Source organism: Alteromonas ulvae, assembly GCF_048987005.1.
Taxonomy (GTDB): Bacteria; Pseudomonadota; Gammaproteobacteria; order Enterobacterales; family Alteromonadaceae; genus Alteromonas.
Genome location: NZ_CP185261.1, coordinates 3,957,228 through 3,975,009 on the forward strand (window position 1 = coordinate 3,957,228; position 17,782 = coordinate 3,975,009).

Below are 17,782 nucleotides of genomic sequence, written 5' to 3' on the forward strand. Positions count from 1 at the left end.
ACGAAAAGGTCAATTGAGCAGTGTAAACCTCTTGACGTCTAGACATATATTCTTTAATTTAGACGTCTAAACGTCTATAAACATCGCTAGTAGAGAGAAAAAATACATGGTTTCTTATGCACAAGGCATTGATGCCCTAAACCAGTCCCTTTCGGAACTGCGTGACATCGACGTCTCTTTTGAGTTTTTCCCCCCTAAAACGGAAGCCATGGAGCAAACCTTATGGAAGTCGGTTGAGCGCCTCGCCCCCCTTAAACCAAGTTACATGTCGGTGACTTACGGAGCAAATAGTGGCGAGCGAGACAGAACTCACGAAGTAGTCAAGCGCATTCAGCAACAAACAGGTGTGGCCGCAGTTCCTCACCTTACCTGTGTTGATGCGAGTAAAGATGAGTTAAAACAAATTGCGCAAGACTATTGGAACTCCGGAATTCGTCGAATTGTAGCGTTACGTGGCGATTTACCTGCAGGCATGGATAACACAGAAATGTATGCATCAGATTTAGTAGCCTTACTTAAAGACGTTGCTGATTTTGATATTTCTGTTGCCGCCTATCCTGAGAAACATCCTGAAGCTCCGAATGCGCAATTTGATCTACTGAATTTGAAGCGCAAAGCAGAGGCTGGAGCCACAGAAGCCATATCGCAATTTTTCTTTGATACCAGCGTTTTCTTGCGATTTAGAGATAGGGCCGCAGCGGCCGGTGTTGATTTAGACTTGGTGCCGGGTATTCTTCCAGTCACTAACTATCAAACCCTCGTGAAGTTTGCTGGATTTACCAATGTACACGTGCCAGGTTGGCTGCATAAAATGTTCGATGGTTTAGACGCTGATGATCAGGCTACCCGCAATCTCATTGGTGCAAACATCGCTATGGACCAAGTAAAAGTATTAGCAAAAGAGGGAGTAAAACACTTCCATTTTTACACCCTCAACCGCAGTGAGTTAAGCTATGCAATTTGCCATATGCTAGGTGTACGTGGCGATAGCAAGTAGTTGCTACCAGTATGTCATAAGCGTCTGGCATAAACCTGCTCTGGAATAAACCTTTGCTCATAGAGTCGCTGGCAGTTACCATCTAGTTATGATATTTCAGCAGCGATGCTTCTAGAAGTTGTTGCTGACTCAGTGTTCGCACTGAAACGTTGATATAGCTGTCAGGAGAGCCAGTGTGTATGTAGAGCGGGTTAAAGCCACCTATGAGAATATAAAGCCGCAAGCAAAAGATTTTCTCACTATATTTATGAATCGTTGCAGAGAAGACAATGTGACGATCTCTGCAGGTCACCTTGCCTACGTTACACTGCTATCGTTGGTTCCGTTTATTATGGTGACGTTTACCATCATGTCGGCTTTTCCTGCTTTCGCATCGGTTCGCAGCAAAATAGAGCATTTTATCTTTAGTAATTTCGTTCCCACCGCTAGCGACGTTGTGCACAAGTACATGACTGATTTTGTAGGCAACGCCTCTGAAATGAGTGCCATTGGTATACTATCATTGCTCTTTGTAGCGCTGATGCTTATTTCTAATGTAGATAAAACCCTCAACAGAATCTGGCGTACAAAAAACGAAAGACCTATCGTCTTCACCTTTGCTATTTATTGGATGGTTATAACATTGGGCCCGATATTAATAGGCTCAAGCGTAATCGTGAGTACCTACCTTACTGGCTTGGCTGCATTTACCGAAGAATATACCCCAGGACTTGGCACATTATTACTAAGCTTGGTGCCTAGTGGCGCAGCCATGTTAGCATTTACCATACTGTACACCATGGTCCCTAATAAACAGGTTTACGCACGCCATGCTGCCTGTGGAGCCTTTATTGCCACGGTTGCCTTTGAGCTCACCAAATCCGGGTTTGCGCTGTACGTGACTAACTTTCCGTCATATGAATTGATTTACGGCGCATTAGCCGTAGTACCTATTTTGTTCCTTTGGGTATATCTGTCGTGGATAATCGTATTATTTGGCGCAGAATTTACCTGTAGCATGGGCGAGGCGTTTGAGAACAGGAACGGCGCTAGTAAAGAAAAATATGTGCCCGAAGATGACGAGCCAACCGACCAAGCTCACAGCGGACATAGTAATAAAAATTAAGGCACGGTGATACACCTCATCATGGCTTAAATCTGGTTTACCTTGGCGTGGTCCAAATTTGCACCCCCCTCAACAAACCAGGGGGCACATTGGCTCCCCTAGTTACTGAGCATATTGCAATGTCAGGATAGAAACTGGTTACCTAGTTTTTCATAGACACTATAAATGCATCAGACTCCGCTATGGCTGAGTTCATCTGCTTAAGCAGTTGAGCCACATTATCTTTAATGCTTGAGAGCTCCCCCTGTAAGGCGCCAATCGCACTGGCGTTAAGATTGTGTTTTAAATAAAGCACGTTATCTTGAAGCGCATCTAGTACTGGTGGCATCTTACTTTCTGCTTTGCGCATAGCGCTCATCAACGACGCATAACGACGCTGAGTTTCACGCAGTTTTGCTGCACTATCGCGTTTAAGTGAACCGCTTTGATACTTTTCAAGCTCTTCTTGCCACTCATCAAACAGCGCTTCTGCCACGCTTTCTACCTTGTCAATACGCGCCGTTACCTCTTCTGCAGCAGCAACACTGTCTTGGTACTGGCCATTTAGATTGTCGTAAACGTCTTCTAATTCACCACCATCAAAAGCCACTGCAGCACTAAAAGCTTCTAAAGCGGAGCTAAATTGCTCCTGCGCGTCCTCTTGAGAATCTTTTGCATTGTCAACGCGATCAACAAGAATGTCCCGCTTTTCGACCCCCACTTTCTCCCAAGCAGCATAATAAGCAGACTGGCAGCCTGTAAGAGCCAATGCAGCAACAAATACGGTTACTAGCGTTCTCATACGGATGCTCCACCTCTATAGCGCGCTGCGCTTATAATGCTGATTAAATGCAGTAACACGCCTAAGGGCCAGAAAATGATAGCGAGCACCACTGTTGCCGCTAGCGCATATGACACACCCACGGTAATAAAGAAAAATAACGCGGCTAAAATTCGGCCTTGGACCAAATGTCCCAACCCGGGAATAAAAAAATTACAGATAGCGGCAATGACATTGCCACCCGAACCTTGACCTGCCATATAAACATCCTCGCAATTATGACTATAATATGATTAGCTAATACATGTGTAACACTTGCGCGGTGGGCCCCCTTATCATTTAGGTGGCTAAAGCGTGTTAAGCACTGCACAAAGTGTCTGCACGCGACAGCATGCATAATAATAAACTAAACTAAAACAGGCACTCGCACAACGCGTAGAAATATAATGAAACGACTTTATCCGGATGTAACCAGCTATAACGACGGATTTATAGATGTAGGAAGCGGGCACTCCTTATATTTTGAGCAGAGCGGTAATCCAGAAGGAATACCCGTACTGTTTATTCATGGTGGACCGGGCGCTGGACTTCCCCCTAATTATAAAAGCTTCTTTGACAGCAACAAATACCGTATTGTTGGCTATGAACAGCGCGGCTGCGGGCGTTCTACCCCCCTAGCAGATACCAACAATAATGATACGTGGCTCAACGTAGACGATATAGAAACACTGCGTAATCACCTTTGTATTCCAAAGCTTTTATTGTTTGGCGGCTCGTGGGGGTCAACACTAGCTCTGCTATATGCACTAAAATATACCCCACATGTCTCTGGCTTAATTTTACGGGGCGTTTTTCTCGCTCGCCAACAGGACAGGGAATGGTTTTTATCTCCACACGGGTGCGCAGCCCAACTTTTTCCCGAGCATTACCGTAAATTTACTAAAGACATTCCGTCGCCATTGAGCGCAAATGCCGTATGCGATTACTATAGCTCGGTGTTAAAATCAAACAACGACGTACTCAAACATGCAGCGCTGCGCCGCTGGTATCAGTGGGAAGAGCGTTTGTCTAGGTTGAGCTTGCCGCCTGGCGTAGGTGACGCCCATTGCCACTACCCCATGCACCTTGTCACCTGCCTAGCAACATTGGAATGTCACTTTTTATCCAACAAATGCTTCATTCCTGAAAACTACATCATCGAAAACATTGATAAAATAGCGCATATCCCAGGCACTATTATCCATGGTCGCTACGACATGATATGCAAAACGGAAGCTGCTGAAACCTTACATAAAGCGTGGCAGCAAAGCCAACTACAAATAGTACCGGATGCGGGTCATAGCACGTCAGAACCTAGCATTGGCTATGCACTGTGCAGAGCAACGAGAGACATGTCCCGCTTTCTAAAGGAGCAAACGCAGTGATAGGGCTTATTCAACGAGTATCTGAAGCAAATGTTACCGTCGACAAAAAAGTTATTGGTGAAATAGGCCATGGAATGGTCGTGCTACTGGGCGTAGAGAAAGACGATGGCGATGCTGAAATTGAAAAACTAGCAAACAAACTATGCCGTTACCGCATGTTCAGCGATAGCGATGGAAAAATGAACCTCAATATTGAACAAGTTGAGGGTGAAATACTGGTTGTGTCTCAATTTACCCTGGTAGCAGATACGCAAAAAGGCAATCGACCAGGCTTCTCTCGTGGCGCATCACCTGCGCATGGAGAGAAGATTTATTCCCGATTTATTGACGCGCTCAAACAAAAAGGAATGCGTGTTCAAACAGGAGAATTTGGCGCCGACATGAAAGTAGGCATTATCAATGATGGTCCAGTCACCTTTCACTTTCACGTATAAGCCATGGCTGCTGGTCCGTCTTTATTTGCCTGTATAATTAAACTTGTACCCATAGCGCGGTTACGTTTAAATACCGATTCGATTCCAAAAAAGGCCAGTTTATTGTGTACAAGGTTGTAACACCAAAGAGTGATGCAGAATTTGAAGCCTACTTTCATTTTCGTTGGGAGCACTTACGTCAACCGTGGAACTTCCCCCCTGGCTCAGAAAAAGATGAATACGAACAAGTTGCAGAACATCGTATTATCACCAATAGAAAGAACGAAATTGTTGCTTGTGGCCGGGTGCATTTAAATACCGCAGAAGAAGCGCAAATACGGCATATTGCCGTACATAACGACCATATGCGCAAAGGCTTAGGTAAAATGGTTATGGTTGCGCTTGAAAATGTGGCCAAAGACTTGGGCGCAGTGCGAGCAGTGACAAATAGCCGTGAAGTCTCCATCGAGTTTTTTGCCTCCTGCGGATTTGTTGTTGAACGTGAAGCACCAAACGAATTGGGCATGCTGAAGCGCCAACAAATGGTAAAAAAATTTACTGAGAATAATACGCTTGTGCTTCACCCTAGATGGTGCAAAGCACTTCAGGAGACTTGGTCAGAAACCATTCCTATTACTGAACACATGGGTATTAAACTGTATCAATACACCGGACGAACGCTGGAAACCAGAGCCTCATTAAATAAAAATATCAATATTCACGGCACTATGTTTGCGGGAAGTATTTTTTCGTTGGCCACTCTCACTGGCTGGGGGCTAATCTACCTGCAGTTGAAAGAGCGTGGTTTACGAGGTGATATTGTATTGGGCGATGGGGACATTCATTACCACAAGCCAATTACAATGAAGCCAAGAGCTATCTGCAATATTGAAACACTGTCTGGCAAGTTTGCACCGCTGCAAAAAAATAAAAAGGCCCGTTTCGAACTAAGCGTGGCTATTCTTGATAACGATACCGCAGTAGCAGAATTTGAAGGGGTATTTTGGGTGCTCCCTCCTAAAGCATCTGATGACACCAGTCCGCATGGATAGTTATACACTCAGCGAGACTTAACATGCTCGTAATCGCGGCGTGTTACCGCAGGTGCAGTGGTTCTACATCAAGGTGACACAACAAAGAGTACGGATATGAAAAAAAGCGCCCACTGATAAAGTGAGGCGCTTTTTTTGATTTAAGTCGGCGCTATCAGCCAACCATAAATTCGTTATGCTGCAACCATTGCTGCTTGCAGTTTTTTCATCGCGTTCTTTTCAATCTGACGTACACGTTCTGCAGATACTTCGTACTTATCCGCTAAATCTTGCAGCGTAATTTTGTTGTCTGCCAACCAGCGTGTTTCGATAATATCTTGGCTGCGCTCATCCAGCGTTTTAATTGCAGAATATAAACGCTTACTTGCTGCGGTATCCCAATCGTTATTGATAACGTCAGATTCAACGTCTGCAGATTTGTCTTCCAAAAACTGAACAGGTGCAAAATTACCCGTTTCGTCTTCGTCGGCGGACAAATCGAATGCCTGATCTTGGCTGCTCATACGCGCTTCCATCTGAAGCACTTCCTTGGTACTTACACCAAGTTCGTTCGCTACGGTTTGCACCTCTGCGTGCGTAAACCAACCGAGACGCTTTTTCGCTTTGCGCAAGTTGAAGAAGAGCTTACGCTGAGCTTTTGTTGTCGCGACTTTAACGATGCGCCAATTCTTCAATACAAATTCATGTATTTCAGCTTTTATCCAATGAACCGCAAAAGAAACTAAGCGCACACCCACAGTTGGGTCGAATCGCTTAACCGCTTTCATCAGACCAATATTGCCTTCTTGAATGAGATCAGCTTGCGGTAAGCCATAGCCTGAATATGATTTTGCAATATGCACAACGAAGCGCAGGTGCGACATCACCAGTTGACGCGCCGCCTCTAGGTCTTCGTCTTCGCGAAGGCGTACAGCTAGTTGACGCTCTTCGTCGGCAGTGAGCATATCAATGCGACTTACAGCCTGCATGTAGCCTTCAATACTACCGCTGTGTGGCACTGATAACGCCATAGATTGCAAATTGTTGCTCATTGTTCACCTCATTAATCACTGTTCAACACTGCAAAAAACAATGTAAACGGCGAGAGACCTAAATAAAAAAGAAGCCCAAACGATATGTTGGTATAGGGATGATTACCACTATATCAAGACCTGTAGATCAAAAAAAAGTTCAACACCCTAACAACATACCATCAACTGGCAATGATAAAATATCTTTATCGGTATTTTCAATATGTATACGTCGAATTCAACACTAAAACAGTGTTTGAATATCAAGGCGTGTTAATACCTATAAGTATACCTTAATTTGATTTAATTCGTTCACTTTTGGTCTCATCAAATTGCGGCTTAACGACATGACTAAAAATATACGTTAAGAATAAAAGATAGTGGAGTAAAACGTTGTGCACGGATAACCCAACATGTAACCTTATCGCCATGTACCGTGGCGTTGGGCGAAACGTGTTGCTCTCAACCACATTGACATGCAGGAAAAAGGCACTATGACGACAGTGTCTAGGAAGATTGCTCAAGGATAACTATGTTTGCATACGTCGCAAGGCAGCCAATTTTTAATGGCGAAAGGGAAGTTTACGCCTACGAACTGCTCTTTCGCGTAGGTGAGGATAATTGCTTTCCAGATATCCCTCCCGACGAAGCAACATCTAAAATACTTACGTCTACACACCTAAGCCTTGGTATCGAAGAAATAACCGGTGACAAAAAAGCATTCATTAATTTTCATCGCGATACGCTTATGTTCCGCTTCCCCACCTCACTAGACGCTAGCAAAGTGGTTATAGAGATCGTGGAAACGGTAGAGGTAGACGATGCTCTTGTAGCCGCCTGCAAACACATTCGTGGGCTAGGCTATCCAATTGCACTTGATGATTACGATATGCATGGTAAATGGGAAGCCTTTATGCCTTTTACCAGCGTGGTCAAGATTGATATTACAGAGATAGCACACGACAAAATTCCAGCGCTAGTAGAACGCTTTAAAGCTAACAAAATGAAGTTAGTGGCAGAGAAGATTGAAACCTACGAAGAGTTCCATAAGTTTAAAGCGATGGGCTTCGACTATTTTCAGGGCTATTTCCTTGCGCGTCCTGAAATTGTTAGGCATCGCAAGTTAGGCCCAAACAACCTGGCTATGTTGGAGCTAATGGCGTTAAGTAGTGAGGCGTCTCTTGACCTTGAAAAGGTCAAAACCATCATGGAAAGAGACCCCTCTTTAACCTACTTATTGCTGCGGTTTATTAACAACCCAATGGTCAATAAACGCCATAAAATCAATTCTCTCAAACACGCTTTAACTTTCATGGGCGAAGTGGAAGTTAAGAAGTTTCTCTCATTGCTTGCCTTAGCAAACTTAAGTAATGGGCAACCCACCGAGCTGATGCAGATGGCCTTAGTTAGGGCAAAGTTTTGCGAACTCGTGTATCTGGCCGTTAGTAAAGGCAAAAACTCCCATACTGGTTTTTTAGCTGGTTTGCTTTCTCTGCTCGACGCCATGATGGAACAGCGTATTGAGGACTTGGTGAATAAAGTACCCATTGACGACGATGTAAAAAATGCGCTTTGTGGAAAACCCAATCTACTCAGAGATTGCCTCAAGTTGTCTGAGCACTTCGAGACAGCGCGATGGGCAGGCATTAAGCAATTTGCCGCCAAACACAAAGTTAATCAGGCCCTACTTCATAGCTATTACAACGAAGCCATAAAATGGGCGAAGCATATTCACATTGCCGCGCTTGATAAAGCGTAGTTTGCCGAAAGAGAATGGCTCTATGTAAACTTGGCAGCAGTGAAATGAGCCACATTAGTGTTGTACGAAAAGACTCATTATCATAATCTTATCGCTAGAGCTCATCATCTATCTGCAGGTTATTTGATAGCTCAGAGCTGCGGTAGTGTAATAAGTTAAGTGTTTAGGTTTTAAGTCGATAACATCGTTCTAATAGACTAAAAAATAATAAAACGTGCTTCTGAGGGCGTGTGGACATTTACTGTACATTTTTGTCATTTACTGTACATTTTTGTAACGGTCAACGCTTCTCAGTTAGCTGGGGCCGTAGGCCCAATAGTACAACATCATTTAGCGTCTTATCAGGGATAACATATGTTCGCGTTTATAGCTCGTCAGCCAATTCTAGATAAAGAAAAAAGTGTATTTGCCTACGAGCTACTTTTCAGGGATGGAAAAGGCGGCGCTTACCCAGAACATCAGGAAGAAAAGTCTAAATTTATCGCTGATAATTTTCACCCGCTCGGGCTTGATGATATTTCCGGTGAAAAAACATCGTTTATTACATTTTCTACCGATACCCTTGTGTCGCGTTTTCCCACAAACTTAAACCCCGATTCAGTGGTAGTTGAACTCGCCAATCCCGCTGATACTAGCAATGGCTTATTCGAAGCGTGTCACCACATTAAGCAAATGGGGTTTAAGCTTGCCATTGACGACCCGATGATGATTGGGTCAGAACATGATATTTTTCCACTTATCGATATTGTAAAAGTAGATGTATCTAAAGCCCGCCTTGAAAATATTGAAAAGCACATCCCTCGCTATCGTGAAGAGAACAAAAAGCTCGTTGCCGAGCAGGTAGATACCCAAGACAGTTTCGCAACGTGCATCGACCTCGGATTTGATCTCTTCCAAGGCTACTTTTTCTCTCAACCTGAGGCCCGAATTCTAAGGCAGTTGCCCGCCTCTAAAATGAACATCGTGGACTTGATGGCTGAAAGTGGCAAAGTGAATTTTGATATTGCCCGTACCACACAAATAATTGAGCGTGATGCGACATTAAGCTTTCTGCTGCTTAAATTTATCAACAACCCTGCCATTAACAAACGCTACAAAATCACCTCCCTTAAACATGCACTTAATTATATGGGCGAGGTAGAAATTAAGAAGTTTATTGCATTACTTAGCCTCACAAACATTGCTGATGATAAGCCTCTTGAGATTATTCACATGTCGTTGGTTAGAGCAAAGTTTTTTGACTTATTAGCTGAGCGACGGGGCTTTAAAAATAATCCTCCTATCGCGTTCTTGGTTGGGTTATTTTCACTTCTTGAAGGACTGCTCGATCAATCAATGACCGATATTGTTAAACAACTTCCATTGTCTGATGATGTCAATAACGCTTTATTAGGAAAAAATACAGAACTGAACAACTATTCAGCCCTTGTTCGCGCCTTCGAAAGTGCGATTTGGATGACGGTGATAAAACAAGCCAAGTTGCTGGATATTGACCAGAAACAGCTCCACATGTTGTACAACCAAGCCATTGTTTGGGGGAATGGCATTAGAAGCGCAATTTCATCGCATTTCCCAACAGCAAAGGCGGAAGGCTAACATCTGAAAGCGGGAAAAATAAGCCCTTGCAGAATACTCCCTACTCTTAATTACAAAATACTTAACTACAAAATGGATACTGACACGCCGCGAACAAACTCATTTAGGCTCTATTTGCCCTACGTGACGCTGCACAGAAATAAGCGAGCCCATTAGTCCAAGTAATACAGACAGCCCCAGCATGGTGAATAACGCGCTGCCGGTGAGCCCGGTGATATTAAACTCTTTTTGGTACATTGCGGCAAAGGTGGTAATACTGCTGTCCATCCACCATAAAATAATGATAACGGCGAACCACGCTATCAGCCCACCCAAAAGCCCATACCAAAAGCCTGTATATAAAAAAGGACGATGAATAAAGGCGTCTGTTGCCCCCACCAGCTTCATTACTACTATTTCATCGTATTTATTAAGAATATTAAGGCGAATGGTATTGCCTATAATCAAGACAACCGCAATGAAAAGTAACACGCCAATAAGCATCACCAAGTCACTCGCTATCGCAATAACAGCGTAAAGCCGCTCTAGCCATTCAATGTCCAACTTGCCAATGTCAACCTCTCGCTGCTGCCTTAGCTTATCAAGCAGTGCACGAGCGGCGCTTGGTGATGCATTTTTATCGGTAGGAGTAACGAGCACCACATCGGGTAGAGGATTTTTCTCTAAGTAGGCAATAGCATCGCCTAACCCCGATAAATGCTGAAATTCTTTTAGCGCATCATCGGCGGGAATATACACTACAGTGTCAATTTCTGGCCAAGTATTAAGTCGTGCTACTAACTGCTGAGAACGATTAGGGCTTATATTTGGCGTAAGAAATAAGGATATCTCTGATGCTTGCTCCCACCCCGCCGTAATTTTCTCTGTATTCTTAACCATAATGTAAAGGGTACTTGGTAAGGTAATACTCAGCCCGAGTACACCAATGGTCATCAACGAAGCCACTGGCTGACGCCACAGCTCGCCTAAACTCGACAGTGCCTGTCTAACATGACTCACGAAGAACATGAAGAAGGCTTGCAATACTGATACTTTTGAAGAAGACGCGCCTTTCGCTCGCCCTTTAAAGAGAATACTCATCGTCGGTCACCCTCACTATGGCCGCCGAAGAAGTCGCTATCGGTAAGCCCGTCGGTAATCATTTGCCCGTTTTTCAACGTTAGCGTGCGATAACGCATGCGTGCTATGAGCCCTAAATCATGGGTAGCGATGAGCACTGAAACACCCGCTTGGTTAAAATCTTCAAACAAACGAATGATTTCCATAGACAGTTTAGGGTCTAAATTTCCGGTGGGCTCATCGGCCAGCAGTAGCGGTGGTTTGTTAACCACGGCTCTGGCGATACCTACACGCTGCTGCTCTCCGCCAGAAAGGGTAATAGGCAGACTGCGGCTTTTATCCCGTAGTCCAACCATCTCCAGCGCAGCATCAACCCGCTTGCGAATTTCTTTGTGCGTATAACCTTCTATGACAAGGGGCAAAGCAACGTTATCAGTAACGGTTTTATCCATTAACAGCTGATGACTTTGAAATATCATACCGATGTCGCGGCGTATAAAAGCGATATCTCGCCGCGTTATGTTATTAAGATCGTGACCGTTAATTAAAACGCGGCCCACAGTGGGGCGCTCCATAATACTGATAAGTTTGAGCAAGGTACTTTTGCCTGCGCCTGAATGCCCAGTTAAAAACGCCATTTCGCCGGGCGCAATGTGAAAGTTCACCTTGCTTAACGCCCGCTGACCGCCGGGATAGGTTTTGCTTACCTGCTCAAACTTTATCATTCTGGATCCCTACTACCTGAATCAGTTAGCTAGCCGGTGTATCTAACTCGCTAAACAGGGCGTCGATAAACTCTTCGCCATCGAACTCACGAAGGTCGTCAATACTCTCGCCCACGCCAATATACCGTATAGGAATACCGAACTGATCTGCAACTGAAAAGATAACGCCGCCTTTTGCAGTTCCGTCTAACTTAGTTAATGTTATTCCGGTTAAGCCCACCGCTTCATTAAATAGCTTGGCCTGGCTAATCGCGTTTTGCCCTGTTCCAGCATCTAGCGTTAACATGATCTCATGGGGTGCATTGGGGTTAAGCTTTTTCATTACCCTAACCACTTTTTTGAGCTCTTCCATCAGGTTATCTTTGTTTTGCAAGCGCCCTGCCGTATCAGCAATCAGTATGTCCGACCCGCGAGACTTGGCTGCCTCCAATGCATCATAAAGCACTGAGGCACTGTCTGCACCGGTGTGCTGAGCAATAACTGGAATGCTGTTGCGCTCGCCCCACACTTGAAGCTGCTCTACTGCGGCGGCGCGAAACGTATCCCCCGCGGCTAACATGACTTTTTTGCCCTGCTGCTGAAACTGCTTGGCCAACTTTCCGATTGTGGTGGTTTTACCTACGCCATTTACCCCAACCATGAGAATGACGAATGGCCCTTCAACAGCATTGTGCTTTTGCAACGCGTCACTTAGCGGTACATTCACATTCGCCAACATGCCTGACATTTGCTGCTTTAAAATATCTAGCAAGGCTTCAGCGTCTTTAAGTTCTTTACGAGAAGCACTGTCCGTAAGGTGGTTAATGATTTTCTGCGTCGTGTCCATACCCACATCGGCAACGAGTAACTGTGTTTCCAAATCTTCGTAAAGCTCTTCATCAATGGCTTTGCCTTTAAACAAGCTGACAATGCCGCTACCCAGGTTTTCTTTGGTGCGCGATAGGCTTTCTTTTAAACGGGCAAATAAGGATTTCTTTTCCTTGGCTGGCGGCGCTTCTTTGGCTTGGGGCGTCTCCTTTACTTGAGGCGTTGATTCAACTTCGCCAAGCTTGTCGTCAATGGTCTCTTCTGTGCTAACGGGAGTATTCGCTTCAGCAGTGGCTTCAGTACTGTTAGTAGAAGAGGCGTCAGCGGTAATTTTTGCTGCAGTATCAACAGTTGAAGCGTCAGCTTTTTTCAAAGCCTTTTCTTCTGCAAGCACTTCTGCTTCAGCACTGGCCACTGAGGCAGCGTCTAACGGCGTTGCTGCTTTATCAATAGACTCTGAATCAGGCGCGCCTGCTTCATCAGATGAGAAGTCTAAAGGCTGCATTTCTTCCATTGCTACAGCGTCAGCAACCGTATTGTGAATCGCTTCGTTTCCGTCAGAGGCAGTAGGCGTAACGTCAGAGAAGGTCTCTTGCTGCTGCACATTTGCCGTTGTCTGCGTAGATTCCGTCTCAAACGATTTGTCTACCGATGTCTCACCAGTTTTTCCTACTGACGTCTCAGACGATTGATCGCCTAACGCGGCTTCAACAGCAGCGTCGACCTTTTCTGACTCAGTTGTATCGACCTCGGAGGCATCAACCTCGGTGCTCTGTACCTCGCTTTCGGCGGTAGCAGCGTTCGCCGCTTCCTGTGCAGCCTGCTCTTTTGCTTGCTGCTCTTTTTGTTTCTCTGCTTTTTTGTTCTTGCTGAACCAGCCAAAGAGTTTCGACATTGTTAGGACAAATCCTTATAAATTCTGAACAAATTCGGCTACACTTGCCGTTTAATATATAAAAGCATGATACCACTGTCAGTCACTATGAAGCGAGTTTCTCACCCGTCAAGGGGCATATCTTCTACAAAAAAACGCCAGCCAGCAAAATTAGACAAAAAAAAACGAGGGCTTATCCGCATTATTAGCGGCCAATGGCGTGGAAAACGACTTCCCGTGCTTGATGCTGAAGGGTTGAGACCCACTACTGATAGAAACAAAGAAACCTTGTTTAATTGGCTAATGGCCTACGTTGACGATGCCCAGTGTTTGGATGTTTTCGCGGGTTCTGGCGGTTTAGGCTTAGAAGCGTTGTCTCGCTATGCGAGGCGGTGTGATTTTATTGAATTAGACAGGCAAGCCAGCGAACAGTTAAGTAAAAACCTACAGACGCTTAACGCTGCTGACTCCAACGTAGCGACAGTACATCAAGGCGATGCCTTAAAAGTGCTCAAACAACTAACCGGCACACAGTACGATATCGTATTTATTGACCCGCCATTTTATCAAAATTTAGTAGCGCCCGTAATCAGTGAGATAGTTAACGCAAACCTTGTTTCCACCGGCAGTATGATTTACATCGAGCATGAAAGCGAGCTTGACTCATTATTACTTCCTAGTCACTGGCATGTGGAAAAAGAAAAGCGTACTGGGTCATTGATATACATGCTTGTTGAAGTGGGCGAGATAAGTCCGCAGGGACAAGATAACGCCTAGGCGTGTTGACCTAACTCAAATCAAGACCGATATTTGACATACCAGCTTCAAGAGCAAGTGCTCGCATCTCGTCGGCTGCTTTCGCTGGCGATGTAGCCTGTTCAATATAATCAAGCAGCTCGTTTTGCACTTCCACTTCAAACGCCATTAGTGGGTGGTCCTTCACTGAGTCGTCATCGGCCTCGCCCGTGGCAAGCAAGTACGCCTCAACGCTGCCTTGAGAAAGCTTACTAATAACGACTGCGCCCTGAGGGTCGTCGCCAGCGACAAGGTTGAGCAAAGAAGCAAGGCCAATAGCCGCATCGATAGCAGGATAAACGCCATAATTGTCGTGAGTTTCTGTATCCGGCGTGGCAACTTCCACTTTCTCAAGCTGAACGGCCACATTGAATTTACTTTTTGGCGACTTGAGCGTTTCCCACACCAAATTAAGGCAATTTCTAAGCGCTGGCGCATCACCAGACTCGGTAACCTCGCAAAATAAGGCGTAGTTTGGCAGCATCCGTTCGAGCAGTGCTGCAGCAAATGCAATGGCTTTATGACCTTCTAACGCTCTTACTCGGGCGAATGTATTTAGTTTTTGCTTTGCCATTAAAGTGCTCCAGCGGCATGGATAAAGTATTTGGTAACGCCATCAAGTAGCATCTGAATGGCAATCATCACTAAGATCATACCCATTAATCGCTCCATAGCAACTAAACCGCGTTCACCGAGTATTTTATGGAATATATTGGAAAACATGAGGATCACAGCGCTAATTGACCACGAAGCCGCAAGTGCGATAGACCAATCAATCATGCGGTCAGGAGATTGATTCGCCAATAATATAAGTGCAGCCAGCGTTGATGGCCCTGCAATCATGGGAATTGCGAGAGGAACGAGAAATGGCTCCTCACCTACCGCAAGGCCACTTGGATTTCCCGATGATGGAAAAATCATTTTTAATGCAATGAGGAACAGAATAATACCACCGGCAATACTGACCGTTTCTTGTTCAACATTAAGAAAATTAAGTACCGACTGACCACTAAATAAGAATAGAAATAGGATAAAAAGCGCAAAAAGCAGCTCTCTTATCAAGATAAATTGTCGACGCTTGGGCTCTATCGACTTCAGTACCGACATAAAAACGGGTAGATTGCCCAACGGATCCATGATCAAAAAAAGCATAATCGCGGCGGACCAAGTATCCATCGTTATTTATCTCCGGTTAGTAAGGCATGTTTAAACACACTGTGTATTTGCGCCGTTTTTTATTGCAGTCATTACTGCCATAGCATTAAGTGTAAAGCTAAATACAAACGTTAACTGCAATAGTTAACGGCGCCGAGCAACCGCTAGCGCCGCGATTAAAGTACAATGGTAAACTAACTTCACTATCTTAAAAACACTTAACGTATTCATATACCTAAATAAGGAGACTTAAACCTTCATTTTCTTAGCGTATCGCTAGCCTCTATTTTTACTCTGCTTAGAAAAGATGTTTTGAGGCGTTTTTGACGCTTTCTTGAAAAAGATCGTCTATATTATCCAATGTTCTCAGCGAACCGCTTTCTTTTTGAAACACGCTATTCATCGTCAGTGCTTACAGAATGACTTCGCTAGCGGTCTAAATATGATTTCTTAATATGGCAATCTGAATTGGGCGTTGGACATTACATAATTCTGATTGCATGGCTGTACTGATAAAGTATCTGTGATGATGAGATATCTGCCCCTGTTTTAATGCGAACGCTGGCAGAGGGAATAAGCCTTTATAATTGAAGGTACCATTATTATTTCTATTACAAAAACAATATACGGAATGAAAACAATGAGTTTGATGACAGTGAATGAAGTTGCTGCTTTTTTAGGCATTCAAGATGTACGAGTTGAACGTCTTGAGCGTGAAAGCCTTTTAGTATCGAAAGAAAAAGATACTGACGGCAATCCACTTTTTGATAGTACCGATGTGGAACGCTATAAAAAGCTCGCTGAGCGTTTAGGCGGAATCTAATAAAAAAGGGAGCTGTGTTTACAGCTCCCTTTTTCGCTTTTGGTATCAAATTTTTTAAAGCCAAGCGCTCATAGCTTGGTAATACCGCTTGTGCTAACTATCAGCAAAAGCATTAGCCTTCTACGCGTTAAAGTCGTGGAGCATTCTTGCTATAGTGCGAATGCCTTTCGCCGTAGCGCCAACAGGCATTTCGGCAGTCGCACCGCCATGATACGCTGCTGCTAAATCTAAATGGATCCAGCCTTTGGCCTTCACAAAGCGCGATAAGAACCCTGCCGCGTTCGATGCACCGCCGCCACCGCCGCCTTTCATCGGACGACTGTTTGCCGTGTCAGCGAAGGCCGATGGGCAACGATCTGCGTGAAAAGGCTCTAGTGGTAGTGGCCAAAAACGTTCGTTTTCTGCTTTTGCAGCATTTAGCATCTGCTCTTTTGCATTATCATCCATTGAAAAGACAGCATGATAATCAGAACCCAACGCTACCACAGCAGCTCCAGTCAGTGTCGCCGCGTCAATAATTAGCGGCGCTCCGGTATCTGTAGCCGCCATTAGTCCATCGGCCAGCACGAGTCGTCCTTCAGCATCGGTATTGACTACCTCTACCGATACTCCATTTTTGTAAGTCAGTACATCGCCTAGTTTGTAGGCGTGGCCACTGATGAGATTTTCTGCGCAGCACAGAATCAGTTGAATACGCTTTTTTATTCCTTGCGTAATGGCTAAGCCAAGGGCACCTGTGACTGTTGCTGCACCACCCATGTCGCATTTCATATCAAGCATACCTTCACTCGATTTTATGCTGTAACCACCGCTATCAAAGGTAATACCCTTACCGACTAATACCGCATCTATAGGTGCATCGGCGTTGCCTATAGGGTTGTAATCAAGCACAAGCATAGCTGGCGGACGCTCGCTTCCTCGCCCCACATTGTATATGCCTACCCAACCTTCGTCTTTCAGCGCTTCACCCACCGTCATGGTGTAATCAACTTTGTCTTTACCTAGTGACTTAAGCCAATCAGCAGCACGCTGAGCTAAGGTTTCAGGGCTCAAATCTTCCGGCGTGTCATTGACAAGCTGTCGAGTAAATAATAAGGCTGCGTATTCGTGCTCTAACGCCGCTTTGTCGTTGTTATTTGCCCAAGTAATACTCGCGGGCTTTCTAGCTCTTGTAAAACTCAACGCAAATGCCCATTGCTGCTCTTTGCTCCATTCGCCAGCGAGCGTAACGCTTGGCAAGCCGATTCCATCGAGTTTACGTGCAGCCTGCTGAATAGTGCGCTCATTGACATTGTCATCGGGCAAGTGAATGACAGCACCTGATTCTACGAAAGAAAGCGACGCATTATCTCCCCACGACAGGTTAGCTGATTGAGTAGAAAGACTTACGGTAAATTCTGCCATTATGTTTTAATCCTTATATACTAT

Annotated in this window: 18 protein-coding genes; 9 read left to right on the plus strand and 9 right to left on the minus strand. The window is 44.8% G+C overall.

Annotated features, from left to right (window positions below):
- Positions 1–106: 106 nt before the first annotated feature.
- Positions 107–997: a methylenetetrahydrofolate reductase gene (metF, locus tag ACOJR9_RS17110; protein WP_420934094.1), complete on the plus strand. Its 891-nt coding sequence runs from the start codon at positions 107–109 to the stop codon at positions 995–997.
- A gap of 175 nt (positions 998–1,172) precedes the next feature.
- Positions 1,173–2,102, plus strand: a complete 930-nt coding sequence (locus ACOJR9_RS17115; RefSeq protein ID WP_420934095.1) for a virulence factor BrkB family protein — start codon at positions 1,173–1,175, stop codon at positions 2,100–2,102.
- Positions 2,103–2,244: 142 nt separating this feature from the next.
- Here the strand turns inward: ACOJR9_RS17115 and ACOJR9_RS17120 are convergent, their stop codons facing one another.
- Together ACOJR9_RS17120 and ACOJR9_RS17125 are read right to left on the minus strand one after the other, a co-directional pair.
- A complete protein-coding gene (locus ACOJR9_RS17120; protein WP_420934096.1) occupies positions 2,245–2,883 on the minus strand; it encodes a DUF2959 domain-containing protein in 639 nt (212 codons plus the stop codon).
- Positions 2,880–3,122 carry a hypothetical protein gene (locus tag ACOJR9_RS17125; RefSeq protein ID WP_420934097.1) on the minus strand — a complete coding sequence of 81 codons (243 nt, stop codon included), beginning with the start codon at positions 3,120–3,122 and terminating at the stop codon, positions 2,880–2,882. Before ACOJR9_RS17125 ends, ACOJR9_RS17120 begins: the two co-directional genes overlap by 4 nt.
- Before the next feature lie 186 nt (positions 3,123–3,308).
- On the opposite strand from ACOJR9_RS17125, the gene pip reads away from it, so the two are divergent.
- The 3 genes from pip (at position 3,309) to ACOJR9_RS17140 (ending at position 5,751) form a co-directional block, all read left to right on the plus strand.
- A complete protein-coding gene (gene pip / locus ACOJR9_RS17130) occupies positions 3,309–4,286 on the plus strand; it encodes a prolyl aminopeptidase (RefSeq protein ID WP_420934098.1) in 978 nt (325 codons plus the stop codon).
- Positions 4,283–4,720, plus strand: a complete 438-nt coding sequence (dtd, locus tag ACOJR9_RS17135; protein WP_420934099.1) for a D-aminoacyl-tRNA deacylase — start codon at positions 4,283–4,285, stop codon at positions 4,718–4,720. Before pip ends, dtd begins: the two co-directional genes overlap by 4 nt.
- Before the next feature lie 104 nt (positions 4,721–4,824).
- Positions 4,825–5,751: a YiiD C-terminal domain-containing protein gene (locus ACOJR9_RS17140; RefSeq protein WP_420934100.1), complete on the plus strand. Its 927-nt coding sequence runs from the start codon at positions 4,825–4,827 to the stop codon at positions 5,749–5,751.
- Positions 5,752–5,924: 173 nt separating this feature from the next.
- On the opposite strand, the gene rpoH is transcribed toward ACOJR9_RS17140, so the two are convergent.
- A complete protein-coding gene (gene rpoH / locus ACOJR9_RS17145; RefSeq protein WP_420934101.1) occupies positions 5,925–6,782 on the minus strand; it encodes an RNA polymerase sigma factor RpoH in 858 nt (285 codons plus the stop codon).
- A 511-nt stretch (positions 6,783–7,293) separates the two neighbouring features.
- Between rpoH and ACOJR9_RS17150 the strand changes: the two genes are divergently transcribed.
- Positions 7,294–8,520, plus strand: a complete 1,227-nt coding sequence (locus tag ACOJR9_RS17150) for an EAL and HDOD domain-containing protein (RefSeq protein ID WP_420934102.1) — start codon at positions 7,294–7,296, stop codon at positions 8,518–8,520.
- Positions 8,521–8,874: 354 nt separating this feature from the next.
- Complete coding sequence (locus ACOJR9_RS17155; RefSeq protein WP_420934103.1) at positions 8,875–10,116, plus strand: EAL and HDOD domain-containing protein; 1,242 nt, start codon at positions 8,875–8,877, stop codon at positions 10,114–10,116.
- A 99-nt stretch (positions 10,117–10,215) separates the two neighbouring features.
- Here the strand turns inward: ACOJR9_RS17155 and ftsX are convergent, their stop codons facing one another.
- From ftsX to ftsY, 3 genes are read right to left on the minus strand one after another with little or no spacing between them, the layout of a single operon-like run.
- The gene (ftsX, locus tag ACOJR9_RS17160; protein ID WP_420934104.1) at positions 10,216–11,196 is read right to left on the minus strand and encodes a permease-like cell division protein FtsX; all 981 of its coding nucleotides are present in this window, start codon (positions 11,194–11,196) and stop codon (positions 10,216–10,218) included.
- Complete coding sequence (gene ftsE / locus ACOJR9_RS17165) at positions 11,193–11,900, minus strand: cell division ATP-binding protein FtsE (RefSeq protein ID WP_420934105.1); 708 nt, start codon at positions 11,898–11,900, stop codon at positions 11,193–11,195. Before ftsE ends, ftsX begins: the two co-directional genes overlap by 4 nt.
- 25 nt (positions 11,901–11,925) lie before the next feature.
- Positions 11,926–13,602: a signal recognition particle-docking protein FtsY gene (ftsY, locus tag ACOJR9_RS17170; RefSeq protein ID WP_420934106.1), complete on the minus strand. Its 1,677-nt coding sequence runs from the start codon at positions 13,600–13,602 to the stop codon at positions 11,926–11,928.
- Positions 13,603–13,668: 66 nt separating this feature from the next.
- On the opposite strand from ftsY, the gene rsmD reads away from it, so the two are divergent.
- Complete coding sequence (rsmD, locus tag ACOJR9_RS17175) at positions 13,669–14,358, plus strand: 16S rRNA (guanine(966)-N(2))-methyltransferase RsmD (protein WP_420934107.1); 690 nt, start codon at positions 13,669–13,671, stop codon at positions 14,356–14,358.
- A gap of 10 nt (positions 14,359–14,368) precedes the next feature.
- On the opposite strand, the gene ACOJR9_RS17180 is transcribed toward rsmD, so the two are convergent.
- The gene (locus ACOJR9_RS17180) at positions 14,369–14,950 is read right to left on the minus strand and encodes a YjaG family protein (protein ID WP_420934108.1); all 582 of its coding nucleotides are present in this window, start codon (positions 14,948–14,950) and stop codon (positions 14,369–14,371) included.
- A complete protein-coding gene (locus ACOJR9_RS17185; protein WP_420934109.1) occupies positions 14,950–15,552 on the minus strand; it encodes a YhgN family NAAT transporter in 603 nt (200 codons plus the stop codon). Before ACOJR9_RS17185 ends, ACOJR9_RS17180 begins: the two co-directional genes overlap by 1 nt.
- 619 nt (positions 15,553–16,171) lie before the next feature.
- Between ACOJR9_RS17185 and ACOJR9_RS17190 the strand changes: the two genes are divergently transcribed.
- On the plus strand, positions 16,172–16,354 hold the full coding sequence (locus ACOJR9_RS17190) for a helix-turn-helix domain-containing protein (RefSeq protein WP_420934110.1): 183 nt from the start codon (positions 16,172–16,174) through the stop codon (positions 16,352–16,354).
- Positions 16,355–16,474: 120 nt separating this feature from the next.
- Here the strand turns inward: ACOJR9_RS17190 and pepB are convergent, their stop codons facing one another.
- Positions 16,475–17,758: an aminopeptidase PepB gene (pepB, locus tag ACOJR9_RS17195; protein WP_420934111.1), complete on the minus strand. Its 1,284-nt coding sequence runs from the start codon at positions 17,756–17,758 to the stop codon at positions 16,475–16,477.
- Positions 17,759–17,782 lie beyond the last annotated feature (24 nt).